The organism is Pontibacter pudoricolor (assembly GCF_010092985.1).
GTDB classification, from domain to species: Bacteria; Bacteroidota; Bacteroidia; order Cytophagales; family Hymenobacteraceae; genus Pontibacter; species Pontibacter pudoricolor.
The window spans coordinates 38,876-57,076 of record NZ_CP048106.1 but is presented as its reverse complement, the minus strand read 5'-3'; the positions used below and the strand labels follow the sequence as shown (position 1 = coordinate 57,076).

15 protein-coding genes are annotated in these 18,201 nt (G+C 46.7%); 9 read left to right on the top strand and 6 right to left on the bottom strand.

The genetic code is table 11. The features are described from left to right. Positions 1-82: 82 nt before the first annotated feature. The 3 genes from GSQ66_RS00240 (at position 83) to GSQ66_RS00230 (ending at position 3,570) form a co-directional block, all read left to right on the top strand. Positions 83-2,083, top strand: a complete 2,001-nt coding sequence (locus GSQ66_RS00240) for a tetratricopeptide repeat-containing sensor histidine kinase (protein ID WP_162425614.1) — start codon at positions 83-85, stop codon at positions 2,081-2,083. 99 nt (positions 2,084-2,182) lie between these two features. Continuing rightward, on the top strand, positions 2,183-3,043 hold the full coding sequence (locus tag GSQ66_RS00235; protein WP_162425613.1) for a thermonuclease family protein: 861 nt from the start codon (positions 2,183-2,185) through the stop codon (positions 3,041-3,043). Between the two features lie 122 nt (positions 3,044-3,165). After that, positions 3,166-3,570 carry a hypothetical protein gene (locus GSQ66_RS00230; RefSeq protein WP_162425612.1) on the top strand — a complete coding sequence of 135 codons (405 nt, stop codon included), beginning with the start codon at positions 3,166-3,168 and terminating at the stop codon, positions 3,568-3,570. Between the two features lie 25 nt (positions 3,571-3,595). Here GSQ66_RS00230 and GSQ66_RS00225 read toward each other — a convergent pair whose 3' ends face one another. The 3 genes from GSQ66_RS00225 to GSQ66_RS00215 all read right to left on the bottom strand — a co-directional run bounded on the left by GSQ66_RS00225 (position 3,596) and on the right by GSQ66_RS00215 (position 6,784). Beyond that, the gene (locus GSQ66_RS00225; RefSeq protein ID WP_162425611.1) at positions 3,596-4,447 is read right to left on the bottom strand and encodes a universal stress protein; all 852 of its coding nucleotides are present in this window, start codon (positions 4,445-4,447) and stop codon (positions 3,596-3,598) included. Between the two features lie 145 nt (positions 4,448-4,592). Further along, entirely contained in the window at positions 4,593-5,654 is a 1,062-nt protein-coding gene (locus tag GSQ66_RS00220) for a DUF6687 family protein (RefSeq protein ID WP_162425610.1), read from the bottom strand. Positions 5,655-6,487: 833 nt separating this feature from the next. Continuing rightward, positions 6,488-6,784 (bottom strand): HNH endonuclease, encoded by a 297-nt coding sequence (locus GSQ66_RS00215; RefSeq protein WP_162425609.1) that lies wholly within the window; start codon positions 6,782-6,784, stop codon positions 6,488-6,490. A gap of 153 nt (positions 6,785-6,937) precedes the next feature. Here GSQ66_RS00215 and GSQ66_RS00210 point away from each other — a divergent pair, with 153 nt between their 5' ends. Both GSQ66_RS00210 and trxA read left to right on the top strand, forming a co-directional pair. Continuing rightward, a complete protein-coding gene (locus GSQ66_RS00210; protein WP_162425608.1) occupies positions 6,938-8,185 on the top strand; it encodes an MFS transporter in 1,248 nt (415 codons plus the stop codon). Positions 8,186-8,240: 55 nt separating this feature from the next. Then, the gene (trxA, locus tag GSQ66_RS00205) at positions 8,241-8,549 is read left to right on the top strand and encodes a thioredoxin (RefSeq protein WP_162425607.1); all 309 of its coding nucleotides are present in this window, start codon (positions 8,241-8,243) and stop codon (positions 8,547-8,549) included. A 32-nt stretch (positions 8,550-8,581) separates the two neighbouring features. Here the strand turns inward: trxA and GSQ66_RS00200 are convergent, their stop codons facing one another. From GSQ66_RS00200 to GSQ66_RS00190, 3 genes are read right to left on the bottom strand one after another with little or no spacing between them, the layout of a single operon-like run. Continuing rightward, a complete protein-coding gene (locus GSQ66_RS00200) occupies positions 8,582-9,868 on the bottom strand; it encodes a MutS-related protein (RefSeq protein WP_162425606.1) in 1,287 nt (428 codons plus the stop codon). 24 nt (positions 9,869-9,892) lie between these two features. After that, complete coding sequence (locus tag GSQ66_RS00195; RefSeq protein ID WP_238395758.1) at positions 9,893-11,254, bottom strand: sensor histidine kinase; 1,362 nt, start codon at positions 11,252-11,254, stop codon at positions 9,893-9,895. Further along, on the bottom strand, positions 11,244-12,638 hold the full coding sequence (locus GSQ66_RS00190) for a sigma-54-dependent transcriptional regulator (RefSeq protein WP_162425605.1): 1,395 nt from the start codon (positions 12,636-12,638) through the stop codon (positions 11,244-11,246). Before GSQ66_RS00190 ends, GSQ66_RS00195 begins: the two co-directional genes overlap by 11 nt. Positions 12,639-12,925: 287 nt before the next feature. Between GSQ66_RS00190 and GSQ66_RS00185 the strand changes: the two genes are divergently transcribed. From GSQ66_RS00185 to GSQ66_RS00170, 4 genes are all read left to right on the top strand, one after another. Beyond that, the gene (locus GSQ66_RS00185) at positions 12,926-14,176 is read left to right on the top strand and encodes an efflux RND transporter periplasmic adaptor subunit (RefSeq protein WP_162425604.1); all 1,251 of its coding nucleotides are present in this window, start codon (positions 12,926-12,928) and stop codon (positions 14,174-14,176) included. Between the two features lie 133 nt (positions 14,177-14,309). Further along, positions 14,310-15,026 (top strand): ABC transporter ATP-binding protein, encoded by a 717-nt coding sequence (locus GSQ66_RS00180; RefSeq protein WP_162425603.1) that lies wholly within the window; start codon positions 14,310-14,312, stop codon positions 15,024-15,026. Further along, positions 15,007-17,406, top strand: coding sequence for an ABC transporter permease (locus GSQ66_RS00175; RefSeq protein WP_162425602.1), 2,400 nt, complete (start codon positions 15,007-15,009; stop codon positions 17,404-17,406). The genes GSQ66_RS00180 and GSQ66_RS00175 overlap by 20 nt, the downstream gene beginning before the upstream one ends. A gap of 38 nt (positions 17,407-17,444) precedes the next feature. Further along, positions 17,445-18,188: a toast rack family protein gene (locus GSQ66_RS00170; RefSeq protein ID WP_162425601.1), complete on the top strand. Its 744-nt coding sequence runs from the start codon at positions 17,445-17,447 to the stop codon at positions 18,186-18,188. The last annotated feature ends 13 nt before the right edge of the window (positions 18,189-18,201 follow it).

Genomic DNA, 18,201 nt, shown 5'->3' with positions numbered 1-18,201 from the left:
TTTGTATAACAAAATTCTTATATTTGCTTAGATATAGCCGCCCTGAAACCCTAATAAAACAAACTTTACCAGCCGCCAGCCTATGATTGCACCTCTACTTATTCAATTTATACTGCTTATTATCGTACCTGTCCCGAAAGAGACAACCACACACCATGCACCGGTCCATAACGCGGATGTATTGCGCCACAAAGCAGAAGAGCTTTGCGAGTTAAGCAAGGCACATTGGTATACAGATCCCAAAAAAGCAGTTGCCTACGGTAAAGAAGCGATCAAGATTGCTGAAACTATAAATGATCAGCTCCTGATCGCAAAAGCCTACAATAATACAGGAGCAGGCTTTTTTAACCTCGGGGACTATAACACATCAGCTGAGTTCTACTATGAGTCTGTAAGACTGCGTGAGGCATTGGCAGACACGGCAGGCCTTAGCGCCAGCTACAACAACATCGGCAACATTTACCTGAGCCAGAAAAATTATTACAAAGCCAAAATATACTATAACAAAGCCCTTTCCCTGGCAAGCCAGATACAGGATACCTTGGTTATCAGCAGGGCGCTTAACAACCTGGGCAATGTGTATGAGCGCGAGGAGAAATTTGAAGTAGCGCTTCGTTTCTACCATAAATCGCTCCCGCTAAAAGAAAAGACCAACGATATAAAAGGCATCGTTATCAGCCTCATAAATATTGGTAACACGTATCAGAAACAGGGCAAATACAGCAATGCGCTACACTACCTGCAACGTGGCCTGGCGTTGTCGGGTAAAACAAAAAGCCTCCACGACCAGACGTATGCCTACCGCGGCCTAGCTGAAACTTACCTTGGACTGAAAGATTATAGAAAGGCAGAACGATATGGCAAACAAAGCCTTGATGTAGCACAGCATACTTACTCTAAAAACGAAGCCAAAACATCGGCAGAGGTACTGCAAAAGATTTACAGCGAAACAGGCGACTTTGAGAAAGCTTACCAGTACCTGCATCTTTCGGCGGCTTATAACGACAGTATTAACACCGAAGAAATAACTCGCCAGACGACCAGTTTCCAGGTAAAGTACGAAACGGCGCAGAAAGAAAAAGAAAACCTGAAACTGCTGGCCGAACACGAAAAGCACGAACAGGAAATAGAGCACAAAACGATCGTTCAGTATGCAACTGTCCTGCTCCTGATTCTCTCCTTAACAGTTGTTATAGTTGCCTACCTCGGTAACCGCCGCATGAAGCGCCTGAACAAACTACTCTCCAGAAAAAACAAGAAAGTTAGCCAGTATAGCGAGGATATAAAAAAGAAACGCAACGAACTGGCTGCCCAGGCACTGATGCTGCAACAGCAAAAAGAGGAACTTGAAAATCTGAACCAGTTAAAGGACAAGCTTTTCTCTATAGTTGCACATGACCTTCGCGGGCCGTTACTGTCATTAAAATCGTTACTGCAGGTGCTGGCTATGGGTAAAATTCCGGAAGAGAAATTTTTACACTTTGCCAAAACCCTGGAGGCTGAGCAGCAGAACACACTCTGGCTGGTTGATAACCTGTTGGTCTGGGCCCGTTCGCAAATGCAGGGCACTTCTGTTAAGCGCGAACAGATCAATATCTATAGTTTAACAGCTAATACCCTGGATCTTCTGGCACCTCAGGCAAAATCCAAGGGCGTGCAGATGCACAACCTGGCCCAGGAGGATATGCCAGCTTATGCTGACGTTGATATGATACAACTGGTGCTCCGTAACCTGGTATCTAATGCCATTAAATTTTGCAACGAAGGCGACATGATAACCATAGAAACAGAACTTACAGACCATGACATGCTGCTTGTTACCGTTCGGGATACAGGGGTAGGTATAAATGCTGAAAAACTGCCGAAATTGTTTGGTTTACGCAGCTACACCAGCCTCGGCACCGCTAAAGAAAAAGGAAGTGGCTTTGGCCTGGCCATGTGCCGCGACTTTGTAGACAATAATGGTGGAAGGATATGGGTGGAGAGCACAGAGGGTGAAGGCAGCACTTTTAAATTTACGCTCCCGCTTGCAACCCAGACTATAGCTATAAATACACAACTTGCATCTGCTGAAACTATTTAGTGCGCATTTAAAAGTTTACTTTACAAGCAAAAACGAAATGCAACCCTGCGCTTAAAACAAAGCTGCTCTAGTTAAGTATACTAATTTAAACTCCTTTGTATGTTCCGCTCCTTTATTTTATACTTAGCACTACTCAGTACATTTGCCTGTAAACAAACCGACAGAGAAGAGGTACAGGAACAGTTTCGTGAGCGACAACGGGAAGTAGAAGAACGTGCCCGCGAACTGGAACAAACTACACCAGCTCCACCGCCTGCCGAACACCCTGATACATTCGTTACAACCCCTGATGCTGCTGTAACAACACCTGCCACCGCAACTACCGGCGACAAAGTGGTAGCTATAAAAGATGGCGATACGATAGAATTACTCCGCAACGGGCAAACTATAAAAGTAAGACTATACGGGGTAGATGCTCCTGAGAAAAACCAGGACTTCGGGCAGCGTTCGCGCCAATTTACATCCGACCTGGCATTTGGTAAATTTGTAAAGCTGATAGAGCATAACAAAGACCGTTACGGACGAACGGTAGGCACCATTATTTTACCGGACGGGCGTAACCTGAACGAGGAACTGGTGAAAGAAGGGCTTGCCTGGCACTATAAAGCATACTCAAAAGACACCCGCCTGGCCAACCTGGAAGCAGATGCACGTCGCCTGAAGCGCGGCCTTTGGGCAGGTCCGAATCCTGTTGCCCCCTGGGATTTCAGAAAGAACAAGAAAGAGACGGCAGCGCAACAGAAAGCAAAAAAGGAAGCCGACATACAGAGCGCGCCCCTGCCAGCCGGAGCCACCACCAGAAAAGTATTTATCTGTAGCAGTCCAGGCTCATCTGTATATCATTACTCCAGAGATTGCTCTGTACTGAAACGCTGCAAAGAACAGGTACTTACCGCTACAGAGGCCCTAGCAATAAAACAATATGGCCGTCGTGCCGATAAAACCTGCAGCCCGAATTAAAACTATAGTTAAGTCCCTAGTCGCTCAGTAACTTCAGTAACTATAGTTACCACATAAAAGCTTCATACTTACCACTAAGCTATAGTTGCATTTCGCTTATATTTGCCCGAACCATACACTTTATGAGCATCAAAACCCCGGATTTACTGCACCGCCTGAACTATAAAACAATTGCCTTGGCTATAGTTTGCAGCACTGCTTTTACCTCCTGCCAGTCTACAGAAACACAGCAGGAAGAAGCACCTGTTGCTACCGAAAGAGCCACCGCCGCTGACACTACCCAGCGCCGCCCGGCACCGGAATTTTATATTATTCCGAAAGGCATGGAGCGCAAGCGTGTGTGGGTCTGCGATGATAACGTGTCAGACATTTTTCATGTGGATAATACATGTGAGATTCTCCGCACCTGCACGGGCACTTTCAGAAATGTATCGCTGCAACGCGCAATAGAAGAGTATGGCCGCTACAACTGTACCGTTTGCGCATCAGAACTCGCCGATATTTTTGACGAAAATAAGATCAGGTAAAGCAAAAGCCCCTTTCGGGGCTTCTTTATTTTTGTTCGTGCAGTACCAGCAGCGGCATTTCGGCCTGGTAGGTCAGGCGGTCGGCGAGGCGCTGGGTAAACAGATCGGCAAAGAAACCTTTGTTACGGCGCAGCACGGCTAGAATACTTCCGTTTTCCTGCTGATAATATGCTTTCAGCCCTTCGTCAGGTTTTTTATTCACTACTTCCCTGATGCATAACGCAGTTTCCGGGAAGATACCTCTTACTTCGTCCCAGAAATGACTTGCCCGCTCTTTAATAGAATCCGTTGATTCTTTTGATACATGTACCAGGTCTACACAAGCGCCGAACAAATTAGCAAAACTCACCACCTGGTGCAACGCTTTTACATCTTCCGGTGTGTAGTCGGTAGCATAAATAATTTTAGTAAAGTCAGGAGCTACAGCAATGCCGGGCACTGCCAGCAACGGGCTTCTTACCTCTTCTACCACGGCTTGTGTATTGCTGCCGATCAGTAACTCTTCCAAAGCATTTCCGCCGCCGGTTGTACCCATTACTATAAGCTCGTAGCCTTCTTTTTCTGTAAGGTACTTTGCCAGGTCAATCAGTAGTGCTTCTTTTAAAATATAATCGCAGGTAAAGCCTCCACCACGGTTGGCCCCGTGCATTTCTTCTATCTGCCTGACCATGGCTCTTAACCTTTCGCCGGCATCTCGTATCTGCTCTCCCAGTAATTCGCTCGCTACCAGTGCTGTTTCCGAAGTATCAACTATAGGTAAATGTACCACGTGCAGCAACGACAAATGCGCCCCCGTTTTACGGGCAATGTAAATGGCATAATCTAATGCTTTTGCAGCGGTTTTAGAGAAGTCCGTTGGGCAGAGAATCTTTTTCATGAGTTCTGGTTCAGCTTGTGTATCAGTGATATGCTAAGATTGCAATATTGCAGCAACCCGCCAAATCTGATAAACGAAAAAAACCTGAAAGTGATAACAATCATACCTTGTTATCTGCTCCCTTAACTCCAACACCCTTTTATAGTTAATCCTGCTGGCCCAGCGCCTTTACTTCTTTCCAGGTCCAGTTATAGTTAGGGGCTATAGTCTGGTAGGCTTCGCGGTAATGTTGCACCACTATATTTTTCAGGTCTGTTGCCTCTATGCTCGAACTATAGATCTCGCGCTGGGTTGGGTTATCGTAAGCTTCTTCGCGGTTCAGGTTATCGCCCTGCAGGCGCAGCAGCGGTCCGGTCTCGGTTACGGCATCGTACGTCCAGGTGCGGTTGCTTTGCTCCAGTGCATTTAGTTTTGCAGCAAGCGGGGCCATTGGTAAACGTGGCAAAGTTGGCCGGGAGGCAATATCTACCCAGGTAGTGTACTTGTACTCCAGTTCGTAGCGGTTATTGTCGTAGCAGGCAAGCACGATATCAAACCCAGACGTTCTGCTGAAAAGCGCATAGTAATGTACAGGCTCAGGAGTTTCTATAATAATAAGCCCGATCTCGGGGTGGCGGGTAAGTTTGGTGGCAGGGCTGTACATGGTGCGGTAACCGAGCAGCACATCTCCTACTTCATCTTCCCAGGCGCCACGTTCCCAGTCAGGATCTTTCAGCACCTGCTTAAAGCGTGGCAGAAAATACTCAAATTTCTTAACGCACTGTATCGCCTCCTTCTCTTCCATGTTGTCGGCAGCAAACGGCTTGTAGAATAGTTCGCGCTCACGGGCGTTTATCCAGCAAACCAGTTTCAGTGCTTCGCCAGCCAGCGGGTGGTTCAGGTCCAGTTCTCTGAAATCGCCGATCAGGGCCATTTGCCGCAAAAGCTCTTCATGTTCCATGGCAAGCTCCGGATTCAGCAAGCTCCACACCCCTACAAAGCCATCAATGTCAAAGTGATTGGCGGTTACATACGGCAGTTCAAGGCCGGGAATGTTGTTACGGATGGCATTCAGAACTATAGCTGCGCTGGTATCATCGCGCAACGCTTCCGGGGTGGGTGCACCGCGCCAGTGCGAAAGTGTAAGTCCGTTGGGGTGGGTACTATCTACAACTATAGCTTTTTTATTTTTCAGCTCCGAGAAGGGGATAAACTGCTTTTTGCTCATAACTATAAAGGTCTGAAACTGCCGCCACAGAAGCAAAAAAGAGGCATGCTGATTGGCATTTAACTTCGATGTTCAGTTATCTTGGTTGTTCAGTTATATAAATAAATTTTGTTTTCACTCCTGTCATTTCGAGCGTTAGTCGAGAAACCTTAGATGTCCTATAGTTGACTTACTCTTTTGTCATTTCGACGCAAGGAGAAATCTATCTCAGCTTATAGTTCGATTTTCTACAACCCGAACCAAACCTCCCTTTCAAATATACTCTAACCCTGGGAGCTCTACTTACCTATAGTTTCAATCCAACTTTGGTGCCCTCACGGCCGGGAGGCCCCGTCTTCGGGCATCGCGCGGTGTACATTTCCTTTGCTCGTTCCTCGCAATGCCTCACGGCACCGGAAATCTACAAGGCGCTCAACCCAAAGACTGAGATCTTTCGCATAGCTACTTTTGTCTATAGTTTGAAAGGCCATAGTTGCATCGCCTTATCGTGGTTATAGTTCCGAAGGGACAGGTAAACCTGTCCTATCCGTGGATGGACTGCAACTATAGAAAACTCAGATTTCTCCCGCTGGTCGAAATGACAGCTTGAAAAACTGTAGCAGAAAGTCCCCCTTTAAAGGGGGCAGGGAGATGACAAACAGAAACTATAGAACTATAGCTAGACTATTGCAACAACAGAAAATTCCCCTCTCGGGAGGGGCAGGGGTGGGTTAAAACAGCAACTATAGAACGATAACCTCAACTATAGCAAAGGCCAAAAGCTCCTTCCCCTGTTCTGGGGTAGGGGCCCTCGATAAAAGGAGAAGGCTGGGAAGGGGTAAAAAACTATACAATTACTTTTTCTTGTTGCGGCCCCGGCGGTTAGAGATGCGTTCGAGGCGTTTGTCTTTTACCCATTTCAGGTATTTCTGGAGCGGTTCGGCAGTTTGCAGGGCAGGGATGGAGTTGTAAAGTATGGCCAGTTCGCGGTTAGTAAAGGTCAGGTGTAAGGTGCTATGGCAAGGCTGGCAAAGGTCAGCGGTTGCCCCGTAACGTCCGCCTTCTTCCCTCGGAACAAGGTGGTGCCGCGATACCTGGTGTACTTCCCGTCCACATAACTCGCAATGGTGCTCTTCCTTTTTTCCAGCCATACGGTAGATCTACCTGATTTTACCTAATCATTAAACTATAGCAGCAGGTTTATTACACTTCCCCTGAAACTATAGCAGTAACTATTACTCCTTACGTATGATTAATCTGTACATTTGCCGCCCTGATTTGCTTACAATACTCAAACTTTGAAAATGAATAACGATCAGCCTATAGATATTGCCGCACCGGAAACAGGAGATTTTGTGCCTAAAAAAGAGATTCGCGAAGGATTGCTGATCTTTACCCTGGCCGCCATACAGTTTACCCACATGATGGACTTTGTGATCATGATGCCGCTGGGGCCACAGCTGATGCGCGTATTCAACATCTCCCCCAGCGAGTTTGGTTTGCTGGTTTCGGCTTATACATTCAGTGCAGCGGTTGCCGGTTTCCTGAGCGCCCTTTTCATCGACCGCTTCGACAGGAAACATGCCATGCTGGGCTTATACCTCGGTTTTACGCTGGGCACGCTGGCCTGTGCGCTTGCTCCTACTTTTGTAATGTTGCTGGTGGCACGTGTAGTGGCCGGTGCTTTTGGCGGTGTGCTGGGTGCGCTTATCCTGGCAGTAATAGGTGATGCAATTCCGGAACACCGACGCGGTGTGGCTACAGGCAAAGTAATGGCAGCTTTCTCGGTAGCATCTATAGCGGGTGTGCCAGTCGGCCTGTATTTAGCAAGTATATCCAGCTGGCACGCGCCTTTTTACCTGCTGGCCGGGTTAAGCTTTCTGGTTCTGCTTGCGTCTTTTAAGTTACTGCCCCCAATGCGCGGACACCTTACCAATGCCGTTAAACAAAATCCTTTCCTGGTTTTAAAAGAGATACTCCAGAAACGAAATCTGCAATGGGCCATGACGCTGATGGTTACGCTAACGATGTCGGGATTCCTGGTGGTGCCTTTTATTAGTCCATATATGGTGGCTAATGTTGGATTTTCTGAAACTGAACTGAGTTACATTTACCTTTTTGGTGGTATTGCCACAGTATTTACCTCGCAGTGGGCCGGCCGGCTAGCCGACAAGCATGGCAAGCATAAAGTGTTTATCATCTCGGCTGTCCTTTCCATAGTTCCGATATTACTGATCACCAACCTGCCACCAGTGCAGCATTATGTGGCACTTATAGTCAGTACGGTTTTCTTCATCTTTTTCGGGGCACGTTTTGTTCCGGCCATGTCGCTTATCACCTCCAGTGTGGAGCCCAAATTGCGTGGCAGTTTTATGAGTATCAACTCATCTGTACAGCAGCTGAGCGCCGGCATTGCAGCCTTTATTTCCGGGTTAATAGTGCAGGAAGCGGCTGATGGTAAATTACAACATTTTGGCTGGGATGGCGTGCTGGCCTGCCTGATAACACTAATTGCGATCTGGGTAGTACGGCACATTAAAACAGTTGGGTAGGGAATACTTTTACAGCATTACTTCGTAAGTAATAACACTTAATAACAGAAAGACTATGGCCAAGAAATCCTTTAACGAGCTTATCAGCAGCCCCGGCATGCCGGTTTTAGTAGACTTTTACGCCGATTGGTGCGGTCCGTGTAAAACCATGAACCCTGTTATACAACAGGTAGCGTCAGAGTTTTCGGGCAAACTGAAAGTTATAAAAGTGAACGTAGATAATAACCAGGCTGCTGCATCGCAATACCGTGTACAGGGCGTACCAACATTCATCCTTTTCCATAAAGGTGAAGCGGTATGGCGCCAGTCTGGTGCCTTGCCTGGCCACCAATTGGCTCAGGTAATTAAGAAATATGTGGCGTAAGGAAAGGATTGATTAGAATGTTCGTTCAGTGTTTACTTCGCGAGTAGCCCAATTAAACCTTCCTTTTCAAAAAGCATTCTGCCAATTTTAAGTTGAGACCAGCCCTGCTTTAATCTGTAAGTGAATTCAGGAATAGTATGATCCAGCTTACACTCAATAAAACATGTCTTTATACTATCTGCTGTGTTGCCATCCAGGTATTCTTCCAATTGCAACAAATGAGTTGAAATAAGGAAGTATGAACCTTGCTTTTGGGCTAGTCCATGTATTGTTTCCCGGGTTATATCCAGAGCATCATCCGTGTTAGTCCCCCTGAATATTTCATCAAAAACAGCAAAGCACTTGTTCCCTCTTTGAGTTGAGTTTAGGATAGCTTTTAAGTTATTAATCTCTGCCATAAAATGACTGTAACCTTCTCTAAGATTATCATTTAGGTTTATGGCAACAGCAACAGTCTGAAAAAAGGGTACACTACAGAAAGCTGCAGGCACCGGAAAGCCAACCCGGGTGAGGTACACGCATAGTCCGATTGATTTGAGCACAGTAGACTTACCTGACATATTTGGCCCGGTGAGCAATAATACATTTTGGGCTGAACGAAGTTCTAGCGTATTCTTTACTGGCTGTTTAATAACCGGATTATAAAAATCTGTTATTTCAAACGAATCATCCTTAAACTCTGGAAATGTAAATCCATGTTCTTGCACGGCCTTAGCCACAGACCAGTAAGCTTCAAAAGCGAAGATAAACTTCCAGAAAGCAATAACCTGCTGTTTATCTATCATTTTCAGTTGGTCAGCAAACCTGATTACATCCCTCAACTGAAAACGATGCTCCTGTACCTCATTAGCTAGATTGTTCAGATTGAGTTTATTCAGAAATGAAATGGCATGTAGCAGTTCTGTTTTAAATTTACCCGGAAAAGCTGCACTATTCATCCGATTCAGGTATTTTAACTGCAACCCATTCAATAAGAGTATCAACTGCACCAATCCGGCCTGTAATTGCTGACGTTCTGTTTCAGCTATTTTCAGGCGCAGCCAGCTATACATCTTATTTCGGCTTAAGTCAGTCCCTACTATAGTTACCATAAAATCGTGCACTTGCAGCAGATCAAGCTTGCGATAGGTAAAGTTCTCTATTACAGCCCAATTCGCGATCATTCCCCTTAAAACAGCTGTTCTGTCACTAACTTCATCTTCTGTTTCCGGAGCAGTAGTTAGCAGGTGTAGCAGTTGTTCTTCAGCGTAAATGTTATTGGTAAAATTGAAGAATGGCAAGACATCATCTTTCAGTTTCAAGTCATTTACCTGTATCATAAACCTTTAGCTTAATATTTTCCCCTACAACTGCAGCGTAAACACGGTTGGTCCGCCGGCTTTGCTTTTAACCCTGATGCTGCCACCGTGCTGCCGCATAATCTGTTTTGACAAGCTCAACCCTATACCGGAACCTTGTTTTTTAGTGGTATAAAAAGGAATGAATAACCTGTCCAGCACCTCGTCAGGAATACCGGAACCATTGTCGCGCACTTCTATGCGGACCTTGTATTTGTTGGTATCGTCTGCATAAGCTACTACTTCCACGCTCGGGTCAGAACTTTGCCTGCAGGCTTCCATGGCATTTTTCAGCAGATTTATGAGTACCTGTTCCAGTTGTTCGGGGTCGGCTTCCAGCGTGATGTCAGAGGGGGCAAGGTAAGTGAATAGCGCTACATGCGCCATTTCAAAATCGGGTTTCATGAGTGTATGCACATCACGGAGCAGGTTATTTATGCTTATAGTATGCAGTTCAGGCAATGGCAGGCGCATCAGGCGTCGGTAGTTCTTTACAAAATGCAGCATGCCCGTTGTGCGCCGTTCTATTGTTCTCAGGCCATCCTGTATATCCTCCAGGGCTTCTTCGCTTAACGGCTCTCCGCCCTGGCGCGCTTCCATTTCCCCTTCCAAAATAGCGTTTACCGTTGATGTAAGCGAGATAACCGGCGTCATAGAATTCATGATCTCGTGGGTCAGAACGCGTATCATTTTTTGCCAGGTCTGTACTTCCTGCTCCTCCAGCTCAGCCTGAATGTTATGCAGCGACACGATCTTTATACTTTTTCCCTGCGATAACAGTACCGTAGCATGCACAGACAACAAAAGCTGGTCGTGGTTAAGCTTCAGTGTAATTAAAGCTTTCTCGTTATTACCTATGCGTTGCAGTGCTTCCAGCAATTCCTCGCTTACACGGTCCAGGTTCTTAATGTTGGTAAAGTGTGGTTGGTGTAATAGTTCTTTGGCCACATGGTTCAGCAACAGCACATTTCCGTCGGCATCAAACGAAAGTATGCCAATACCGATGTGCTCCACTATAGCCTGCAGGTATAAATAATGAGCCTGCTTATCTGCTTTTATTTTCAGGAAAGAGTCGGATATCTCATTAAATGATTTATACAGATGGCTATATGTCTGGTCGCCTGCTTTCTCAGGGAAGCGTTGTGTAAAGTCGGAATGGCGGATAGATTCGAGAAAGCCGGTGATGTCGCGGTTGGTGCGTTCTACAAAATGGATCAGGGAGTATAGTTGCATGCACAGCAGCACACCAACACAGAAAGCCGTTATATACCAGTCGGTGCGGAACAGCACAACTATAAGGGCTATCATACTGAGCATAGCCAGGCAAACCTGCAGCAACAGTTTCGCCCTGAATTTATTAAAGCCCATGTTTCTCAATTCTGCGATAGAGGGCGGTTCGGGTTATGCCCAGTTCTTTGGCAGCGTGCGTAATATTACCGGAATGCTTTACAAGCACTTTCTGTACCATCAGTTTTTCCAGTGCTTCCAACGTATAATCGCCCTCCGATAAAGCCGGACTACGCAAAGGCTCGATGGTACCTGCGGCTGGTGTTCTGTCGTTGCCCGGTGCAAAGTAAAAGTCCTCCTCCTGTAGTTCATTCGCATCGCAAAGTATAATGGCACGCTCCATGGCATGGTCCAGTTCGCGAATATTGCCGGGCCAGTGGTAAGCACCAAGGCGGTGTAGCGTCCGGGCATTCATCGTCAGGCCTTCGCGGTTATATTTCCTGCTGTATAATTGCAGAAAATGCTCGGCCAGCAACTTTATATCTTCTTTTCGCTCGCGCAAGGGCGGCAGTTGTATCTCAACAGTATTGATCCGGTACAGCAAATCCTGGCGGAAAGTGCCCTGTTTTACCATCTCATACAAGGGCATGTTGGTAGCACAGATCAGGCGGATGTCAATAGGTCGTGGTTTGTTGGTGCCGAGCCTTATCACCTGGCGGTTCTGTAACACAGACAGAAGCTTCGCCTGTAATGCCAGCGATAAATTCCCGATCTCGTCTAAAAACAACGTACCGCCATCCGCTGCTTCCATTCTGCCAACCCGGTCTTCTTTGGCATCTGTAAACGAACCTTTGGCATGACCGAAAAGCTCACTTTCAAATAATGTTTCGCTGACGGCACCCAGGTCCACTTTTTCAAAAGCCCTGGTTGCGCGCCTTGATTTCTGGTACAATGCCCGCGCCGCTACTTCCTTGCCTGTTCCATTTTCACCTAAAATCAGCACATTGGCATCGGTGGCAGCTACTTTATCAATCGTTTGATACACCCGCTGCATAGCCGGCGATACGCCAATAAACCCGCCGTAATGGAAAGTTGAATACACCGTTGATTTTGAGGCACTGACCATAGTTCGGTCAAGGATTTGCTGACAGGCAGTCTTAAGGATGGCTACCAGTTTTTCGTTTCGCCAGGGTTTCAGTACAAAATCGGAAGCGCCTTCTTTCAGGGCACGTACAGCCAGCTCAATGTCGCCATAAGCTGTCATCAGAATAACGGTTACTTTGGGGTCCAGTTGTTTTATTTGCTTGAGCCAGTGCAGCCCCTCTTTGCTGCTGGTAGCCCCGGCGCTATAGTTCATATCCAGTAACACCAGACCGATTTGCGATGCGGCAAGTATGGCGGGTATCTGGTAAGGGTCGGAAGTGGTTTTTACTGATGCAAAATGTTGTTTCAGCAGTAGCCTGCCGGCCGTTAAGATATCTTCTTCATCATCTACAATTAATACGTGGCAGGCAATTTTACTCATAGTTATAAGGTAGTGAACTCTGTTGAATATACTAATGTAAGTCTTTTTTATGCAAAAAATCAAACTGTCTGCCAGCCTTTAGCTAAGCTCTGCCCTCAGTTTCCGGCAGTTCCCCATGTGCGTTTCCCAGGAGTGTCCGGTTGCAGACAGTGCACTGTTCGTTTGCGAACACTCTAAACATAGCCACAACACTATAGATAACCATAAAGCACTGATTGCAAGTATATTATCTAAAGTGGCACATATATTGACTAACCCAAATCACAAGAACACAATTGCCTGTAACTATGGATCGCGTAATAGAGAAAAAAAAGTACCCGCCTAAGAAAATTGCCATCATGGCTGCTGTTACGCTGGTACTGGTAATCGTAATTTACAATCTTCTTTTCGCAGAGCATACCTCTAAACTAAATGTAGAAGCACAGCGCATAACGATAGGCAATGTGCAGGAAGGCATTTTTCAGGAGTTTATTGCTGTTGATGGTTCTGTTGACCCGCTAAAGACGTTTTTCCTGGATATTACGGAGGGTGGGCGCGTAGAAAAAATCTATACCGACGATGGCAAAATGGTAGAAAAAGGTGATACGATCCTGAAACTGTCTAACACAACGCTCCAGATCGACTTCATGACCCGCGAAACGCAACTGTACGACCTGATGAATGAACGCCAGAACTCCGAAATTCTGATGAAGCAGGACCAGATACGCAAGATGAACGAGCTGGCTGAAACAGACTATAACCTGACAACTGCTCAGCGCACCTACAACCGAAACAAAATGCTGATAGCTGAAGGCGCTATTTCGAAAGAAGAATACGAAGCATCGAAAGATAATTACCAGTACCTGAAACGCCGCAAGGAGCTCGGAGAACGCTCCGTGCGCCAGGATGCCAAACTGATGGACGACCGCCTGCGCCAGTTAGATGAATCGATAAACCGAATGCAGGCTAACATAAACATGGCCCGCAACACCCTGAACAACCTGTATGTACTGGCTCCTTTTACAGGGCAGTTATCAACCTTAAAAGCTGAAGTGGGCGAGAGCATAGCAGCAGGCGAGAACATTGGCCAGGTAGACGACCTGAATGGCTATAAAGTAAAAGCAAACATTGACGAACACTACATCTCAAGAGTTTACCCGGGCCTGGATGGCAGCTTTGATTTTAATGGCAAGACCTACAAAGTAAAAGTTTCCAAGGTTTTCCCGGAAGTACAGAACAACACGTTTCAGGTGGATATGGAGTTTGCAGAAGGCACACCGGAAGGCATACGCCGTGGCCAGACACTGCAGCTGAAACTAAACCTGAATGATGGCGGCAAAGCCATACTTTTACCACGCGGCGGCTTTTACCAGAGCACCGGTGGCAACTGGGTTTTTGTAGTTGACAAGTCTGGTGGTTTTGCCGAGAAGCGAACTATAAAACTAGGACGCCAGAACCCGAATCATTACGAAGTAATTGATGGCCTGAAGCCCGGCGAAAAAGTTATCGTTTCATCCTACGACAGCTATGGTGACATTGACCGACTTGAACTGAAGTAATGGTTAAATGGCTAAACTGTTAAATTGTTAATACACCACGAGTCAACAATTTAACAATCAACAATATAACAATTATAAATTCCGCTCCGATAGTACAAAATAAAACTAAAAACATTTAAAGCTACACCATCTCATGAACAAGGAACTACTCATCGAAACCAAACAGCTACAGAAGAAATATGTAACTGACACTGTAGAAACCACTGCCCTGGCAGGAGTTGATCTAAGCATTGCCAAAGGCGAATTTGTAGCCATTATGGGCCCGTCTGGTTGTGGCAAATCTACGTTGCTGAATATTTTAGGCTTACTGGATAGCCCATCGGGTGGTGTATTCAAATTCTTAGGCGAAGACATTACACATGCCGGCGAGCGCCAGCGTGCCAAAATACGCAAGCAGAACCTGGGCTTCGTGTTTCAGAGCTTTAACCTGATCGACGAACTGACCGTGGAAGAAAACATCGGCCTGCCACTGGCTTACCTGGGTGTGAGCAAAACCGACACTGAGAAACGCGTGATGGAAGCGATGGAACGTATGGGCATTGCACACCGCCGCAATCACTTTCCGCAGCAGTTATCAGGTGGTCAGCAACAGCGTGCCGCCATTGCCCGCGCTACCGTTTCTAACCCAAGCCTGATTCTGGCCGATGAGCCAACCGGTAACCTTGACTCGGTACATGGCCGCGAAGTAATGGCATTGCTGACCGAACTGAACGAGGCTGGTACAACCGTAGTAATGGTAACCCACTCTCCTTCCGATGCCGAATATGCACACCGTATTGTTAACCTGTTCGACGGACAGATCGTGACAGAGAACCTGAACGTGAGAAAGCATGTGGCAGAACTACTTTAAGGTTGCGCTCCGCAATATTTACCGCAATAAAGTCTACGCTGCCATAAACATTGCAGGGCTGGCTTTAGGCGTCGCCTCCTGCCTGCTCATTTTTTTATATGTGCAGGATGAGCTGAGCTATGAAAGCCACTTCAGTAAAGCCGACCGTATAGTTAGGGTTGCCGGCGAAATTGAGCACGAAGGACAGGTAAATAAGTTTGCCTTGTCTCCTCCGTTGCTTGCCCCAATCCTTTTAAAAGATTACCCGGAACTGGAGCGTGTAACGCAACTGGCCAATGCCCGCAAACAAACCGTATGGTACAAAAACAAAAGCTATAACGAAGAGAACCTGCTGTTTGCCGACAGCTCTTTTTTTCATGTTTTTGATTATGAGTTCCTGGCCGGCGACCCAGCTACCGCCCTGGACGAGCCCCGGACTATAGTTGTAAGTGAGCAACTGGCAGACAAATATTTTGGCGGAGCTGAGCAGGCCATAGGCCAGGCACTAAAGTTCAGCCGCGATTCTTACATGGTAACCGGCGTGTTTCGCGATAAAGGCCACTCGCATATTCAGGCCAATGCTTTTTTAGCCCGCAGCACCCTCGATACCAAACGCCAGGATATAATAACTGATGATAACCACTGGTTTCACATGAGCCGCTACACCTATGTGCTCCTGCGGGATAAATCTCAGATCGCCCCTTTCCAGGAAAAACTGAAGACATTTGCGGATACCCACGTTACCCCCTGGTTAAAAGAAAACGAGCTGGCTGCCAACATGACTTTCATGCTGCAACCTTTGCCCTCTATTCACTTCAACACCGTTTATTCCGATGATCTTTCCCCGGCTGGCAACATCAACTACATTTATATTTTTGCGGCAGTAGCTGTTTTTTTATTACTGATCGCCAGCATCAACTACATGAACCTGGCTACGGCCCGCTCCGCCAAACGTGCTAAAGAAGTAGGCCTGCGCAAAGTGGTGGGTGCTTACCGCTCCCAGATTATCGGGCAGTTTATCGGCGAATCTCTCCTGATCACGATGCTGGCTGTGGTGCTGGCGCTTGCATTAGTCCAGATCCTTATCCCGACCTTTAACGCACTTACCGGCAAGCATTTCGATGCCAATTTCTTCTTACAACCTGAAGTTTCGCTGGCCCTTTTTGCCATCATCCTGTTTATTGGCGCCATTGCCGGCAGCTACCCGGCTATTTTCCTGTCGGGTTTTAAGCCTGTAGATGTACTAAAGTCCGATAAAAGCCCGAAAGGCGGAAGCGCTGCGCTCAGAAGAACGCTGGTGGTTATCCAGTTCACAATTTCGCTCATCATGATCATCGGAACTATAGTTGTCTTCAGCCAGATGCAGTTTTTAAAGAACCGCGACCTGGGTTTTAACAAAGAGCGGATACTGGCTATTGATATACCTGTAGGCGACTCGATGCTGGTAAAGCAGCTGCCAACCATAAAACAGGAACTGCTGAGCAACCCAGACATAGAAAGCGTTTCCAATTCGGCGGATATACCTGCTGAATCTAACAGCACCATATTGATTTTTGCGGAGAAGAACGGGGCCACCCTACAAAATGCCATGGATGTGATGTTTGTGGACTATGACTTTATAGATGTGATGGGAATAGATGTAAAAGAAGGCCGTAATTACTCCCGCAACTATAAAACCGACCTGAAAGGCGGGCTGATCATAAATGAGGCGGCAGCAAAAAAAATGGGCTGGAAAGAACCGATCGGGAAAAAGATACAAATGGCAGAATGGGACGCTAAAGTGATCGGGGTTGTGAAAGACTTCCACATTAAATCATTACATACCAAAGTGGAGCCGCTGGTGCTTGCTCTTGTACCTGAGTCGTCGGGTTATTTGCTGGTGCGCCTGAAGCCGCAGAACATGCCGGCAACTATACGCTTTATACAGGAAAAGTGGCAGGCTATCGATACGAAGCACCCGATGGAGTATTTCTTTATGGACGAGCACTTTGACAAACAGTACCGCACCGAAGAAAAAATGCTGACCGTATTCGGTTACTTTGCCGGCCTTACTATCTTTATTGCCTGCCTCGGTTTGTTTGGCCTGGCATCGTTTACAGCTGAGCAACGCACCAAAGAGATCGGAATCCGGAAAGTGCTGGGCTCATCCACAGGAAGTATCGTGCTGCTCCTCTCCCGCGACTTTGCCTTGCTGGTACTTATTGCTATAGTTCTGGCCATACCTGTGGCCTGGTATGGCATGGATAAATGGCTGCAGGATTTTGCTTACCGCACCGATCTGAGCTGGTGGATATTTGCTGTTGCCGGTTTTGCTGCCATGTCGATTGCTTTACTTACAGTTAGTTTCCAGGCGGTAAGAGCCGCTTTGCAGGACCCCGTAAAAGCCATCCGAACACAATAAGTAACTATAGTTTAACCAATCACCTTAAACCCTGATATATGAAAAAGCTGCTTTATTGTATAGCACTATTATTCCCGTTGGCCTTGCAGGCTCAGAATGCACATAAATTTAACCATACGTTAGGGCTGGATGGCACCAAACAAAGCAACATAAACATTGAGATTCCGGCCGGTGAACTGACCCTTAAGACCGGAAGCGCCCAATTGATTGAAACGAAGGTAAACTATAACCTGAAGGATTGGAAGCCCAGCACAAACTTAACCCGCAGCAACGGCAGCACCAGCCTAACTATAAAACAGAAGAGCAACAACGGTAATAACAACGCCGGCGAAAACAAATGGAATGTAAGCCTGAACAGGAATACGCCGCTTAACCTGTCGCTATCTATGGGTGCTGGCAAATCTAACATAGACCTGAGCAACAGCCGGTTGCAGAAACTAAACATTGAAGCCGGAGCCGTGGGCTGCGACATAAACCTGAAAGGCAGTACCGTAAAAGTTGTTGAAATTGCAGCCGGCGTAGGCGAGCTGAACCTGGATATGACGGGCAACTGGAACCACAACGTGCAGGTTGATATTTCGGGTGGCATTGGCGAAGTAAATCTAAAGCTGCCTAAAAATGTTGGCGTGCGCCTGAACCCGACCGGGCTTGGCAGCAAAAACCTGAATGGTTTTAAAAAGAACGGTAGCTATTACCAGAATGCGGCTTATGGCAAAAGCAAACATACGCTAACTATAAACGTATCCGGTGGCATGGGCAGCATAAATGTGGTGGAAGGATAGAGTCTATACTTTG

What these genes read in the sequence shown, in the direction of transcription:
- GSQ66_RS00170 (WP_162425601.1), top strand. Translation starts at nt 17,445, where the DNA reads ATGAAAAAGCTGCTTTATTGTATAGCACTATTATTCCCGTTGGCCTTG.
- GSQ66_RS00220 (WP_162425610.1), bottom strand. Translation starts at nt 5,654, where the DNA reads ATGAGCAAAAAGCAGTTTATCCCCTTCTCGGAGCTGAAAAATAAAAAA.
- GSQ66_RS00210 (WP_162425608.1), top strand. Translation starts at nt 6,938, where the DNA reads ATGAATAACGATCAGCCTATAGATATTGCCGCACCGGAAACAGGAGAT.
- GSQ66_RS00175 (WP_162425602.1), top strand. Translation starts at nt 15,007, where the DNA reads ATGTGGCAGAACTACTTTAAGGTTGCGCTCCGCAATATTTACCGCAAT.
- GSQ66_RS00225 (WP_162425611.1), bottom strand. Translation starts at nt 4,447, where the DNA reads ATGAAAAAGATTCTCTGCCCAACGGACTTCTCTAAAACCGCTGCAAAA.
- GSQ66_RS00180 (WP_162425603.1), top strand. Translation starts at nt 14,310, where the DNA reads ATGAACAAGGAACTACTCATCGAAACCAAACAGCTACAGAAGAAATAT.
- GSQ66_RS00185 (WP_162425604.1), top strand. Translation starts at nt 12,926, where the DNA reads ATGGATCGCGTAATAGAGAAAAAAAAGTACCCGCCTAAGAAAATTGCC.
- GSQ66_RS00195 (WP_238395758.1), bottom strand. Translation starts at nt 11,254, where the DNA reads ATGGGCTTTAATAAATTCAGGGCGAAACTGTTGCTGCAGGTTTGCCTG.
- GSQ66_RS00190 (WP_162425605.1), bottom strand. Translation starts at nt 12,638, where the DNA reads ATGAGTAAAATTGCCTGCCACGTATTAATTGTAGATGATGAAGAAGAT.
- GSQ66_RS00230 (WP_162425612.1), top strand. Translation starts at nt 3,166, where the DNA reads ATGAGCATCAAAACCCCGGATTTACTGCACCGCCTGAACTATAAAACA.
- GSQ66_RS00235 (WP_162425613.1), top strand. Translation starts at nt 2,183, where the DNA reads ATGTTCCGCTCCTTTATTTTATACTTAGCACTACTCAGTACATTTGCC.
- GSQ66_RS00215 (WP_162425609.1), bottom strand. Translation starts at nt 6,784, where the DNA reads ATGGCTGGAAAAAAGGAAGAGCACCATTGCGAGTTATGTGGACGGGAA.
- GSQ66_RS00200 (WP_162425606.1), bottom strand. Translation starts at nt 9,868, where the DNA reads ATGATACAGGTAAATGACTTGAAACTGAAAGATGATGTCTTGCCATTC.
- GSQ66_RS00240 (WP_162425614.1), top strand. Translation starts at nt 83, where the DNA reads ATGATTGCACCTCTACTTATTCAATTTATACTGCTTATTATCGTACCT.
- trxA (WP_162425607.1), top strand. Translation starts at nt 8,241, where the DNA reads ATGGCCAAGAAATCCTTTAACGAGCTTATCAGCAGCCCCGGCATGCCG.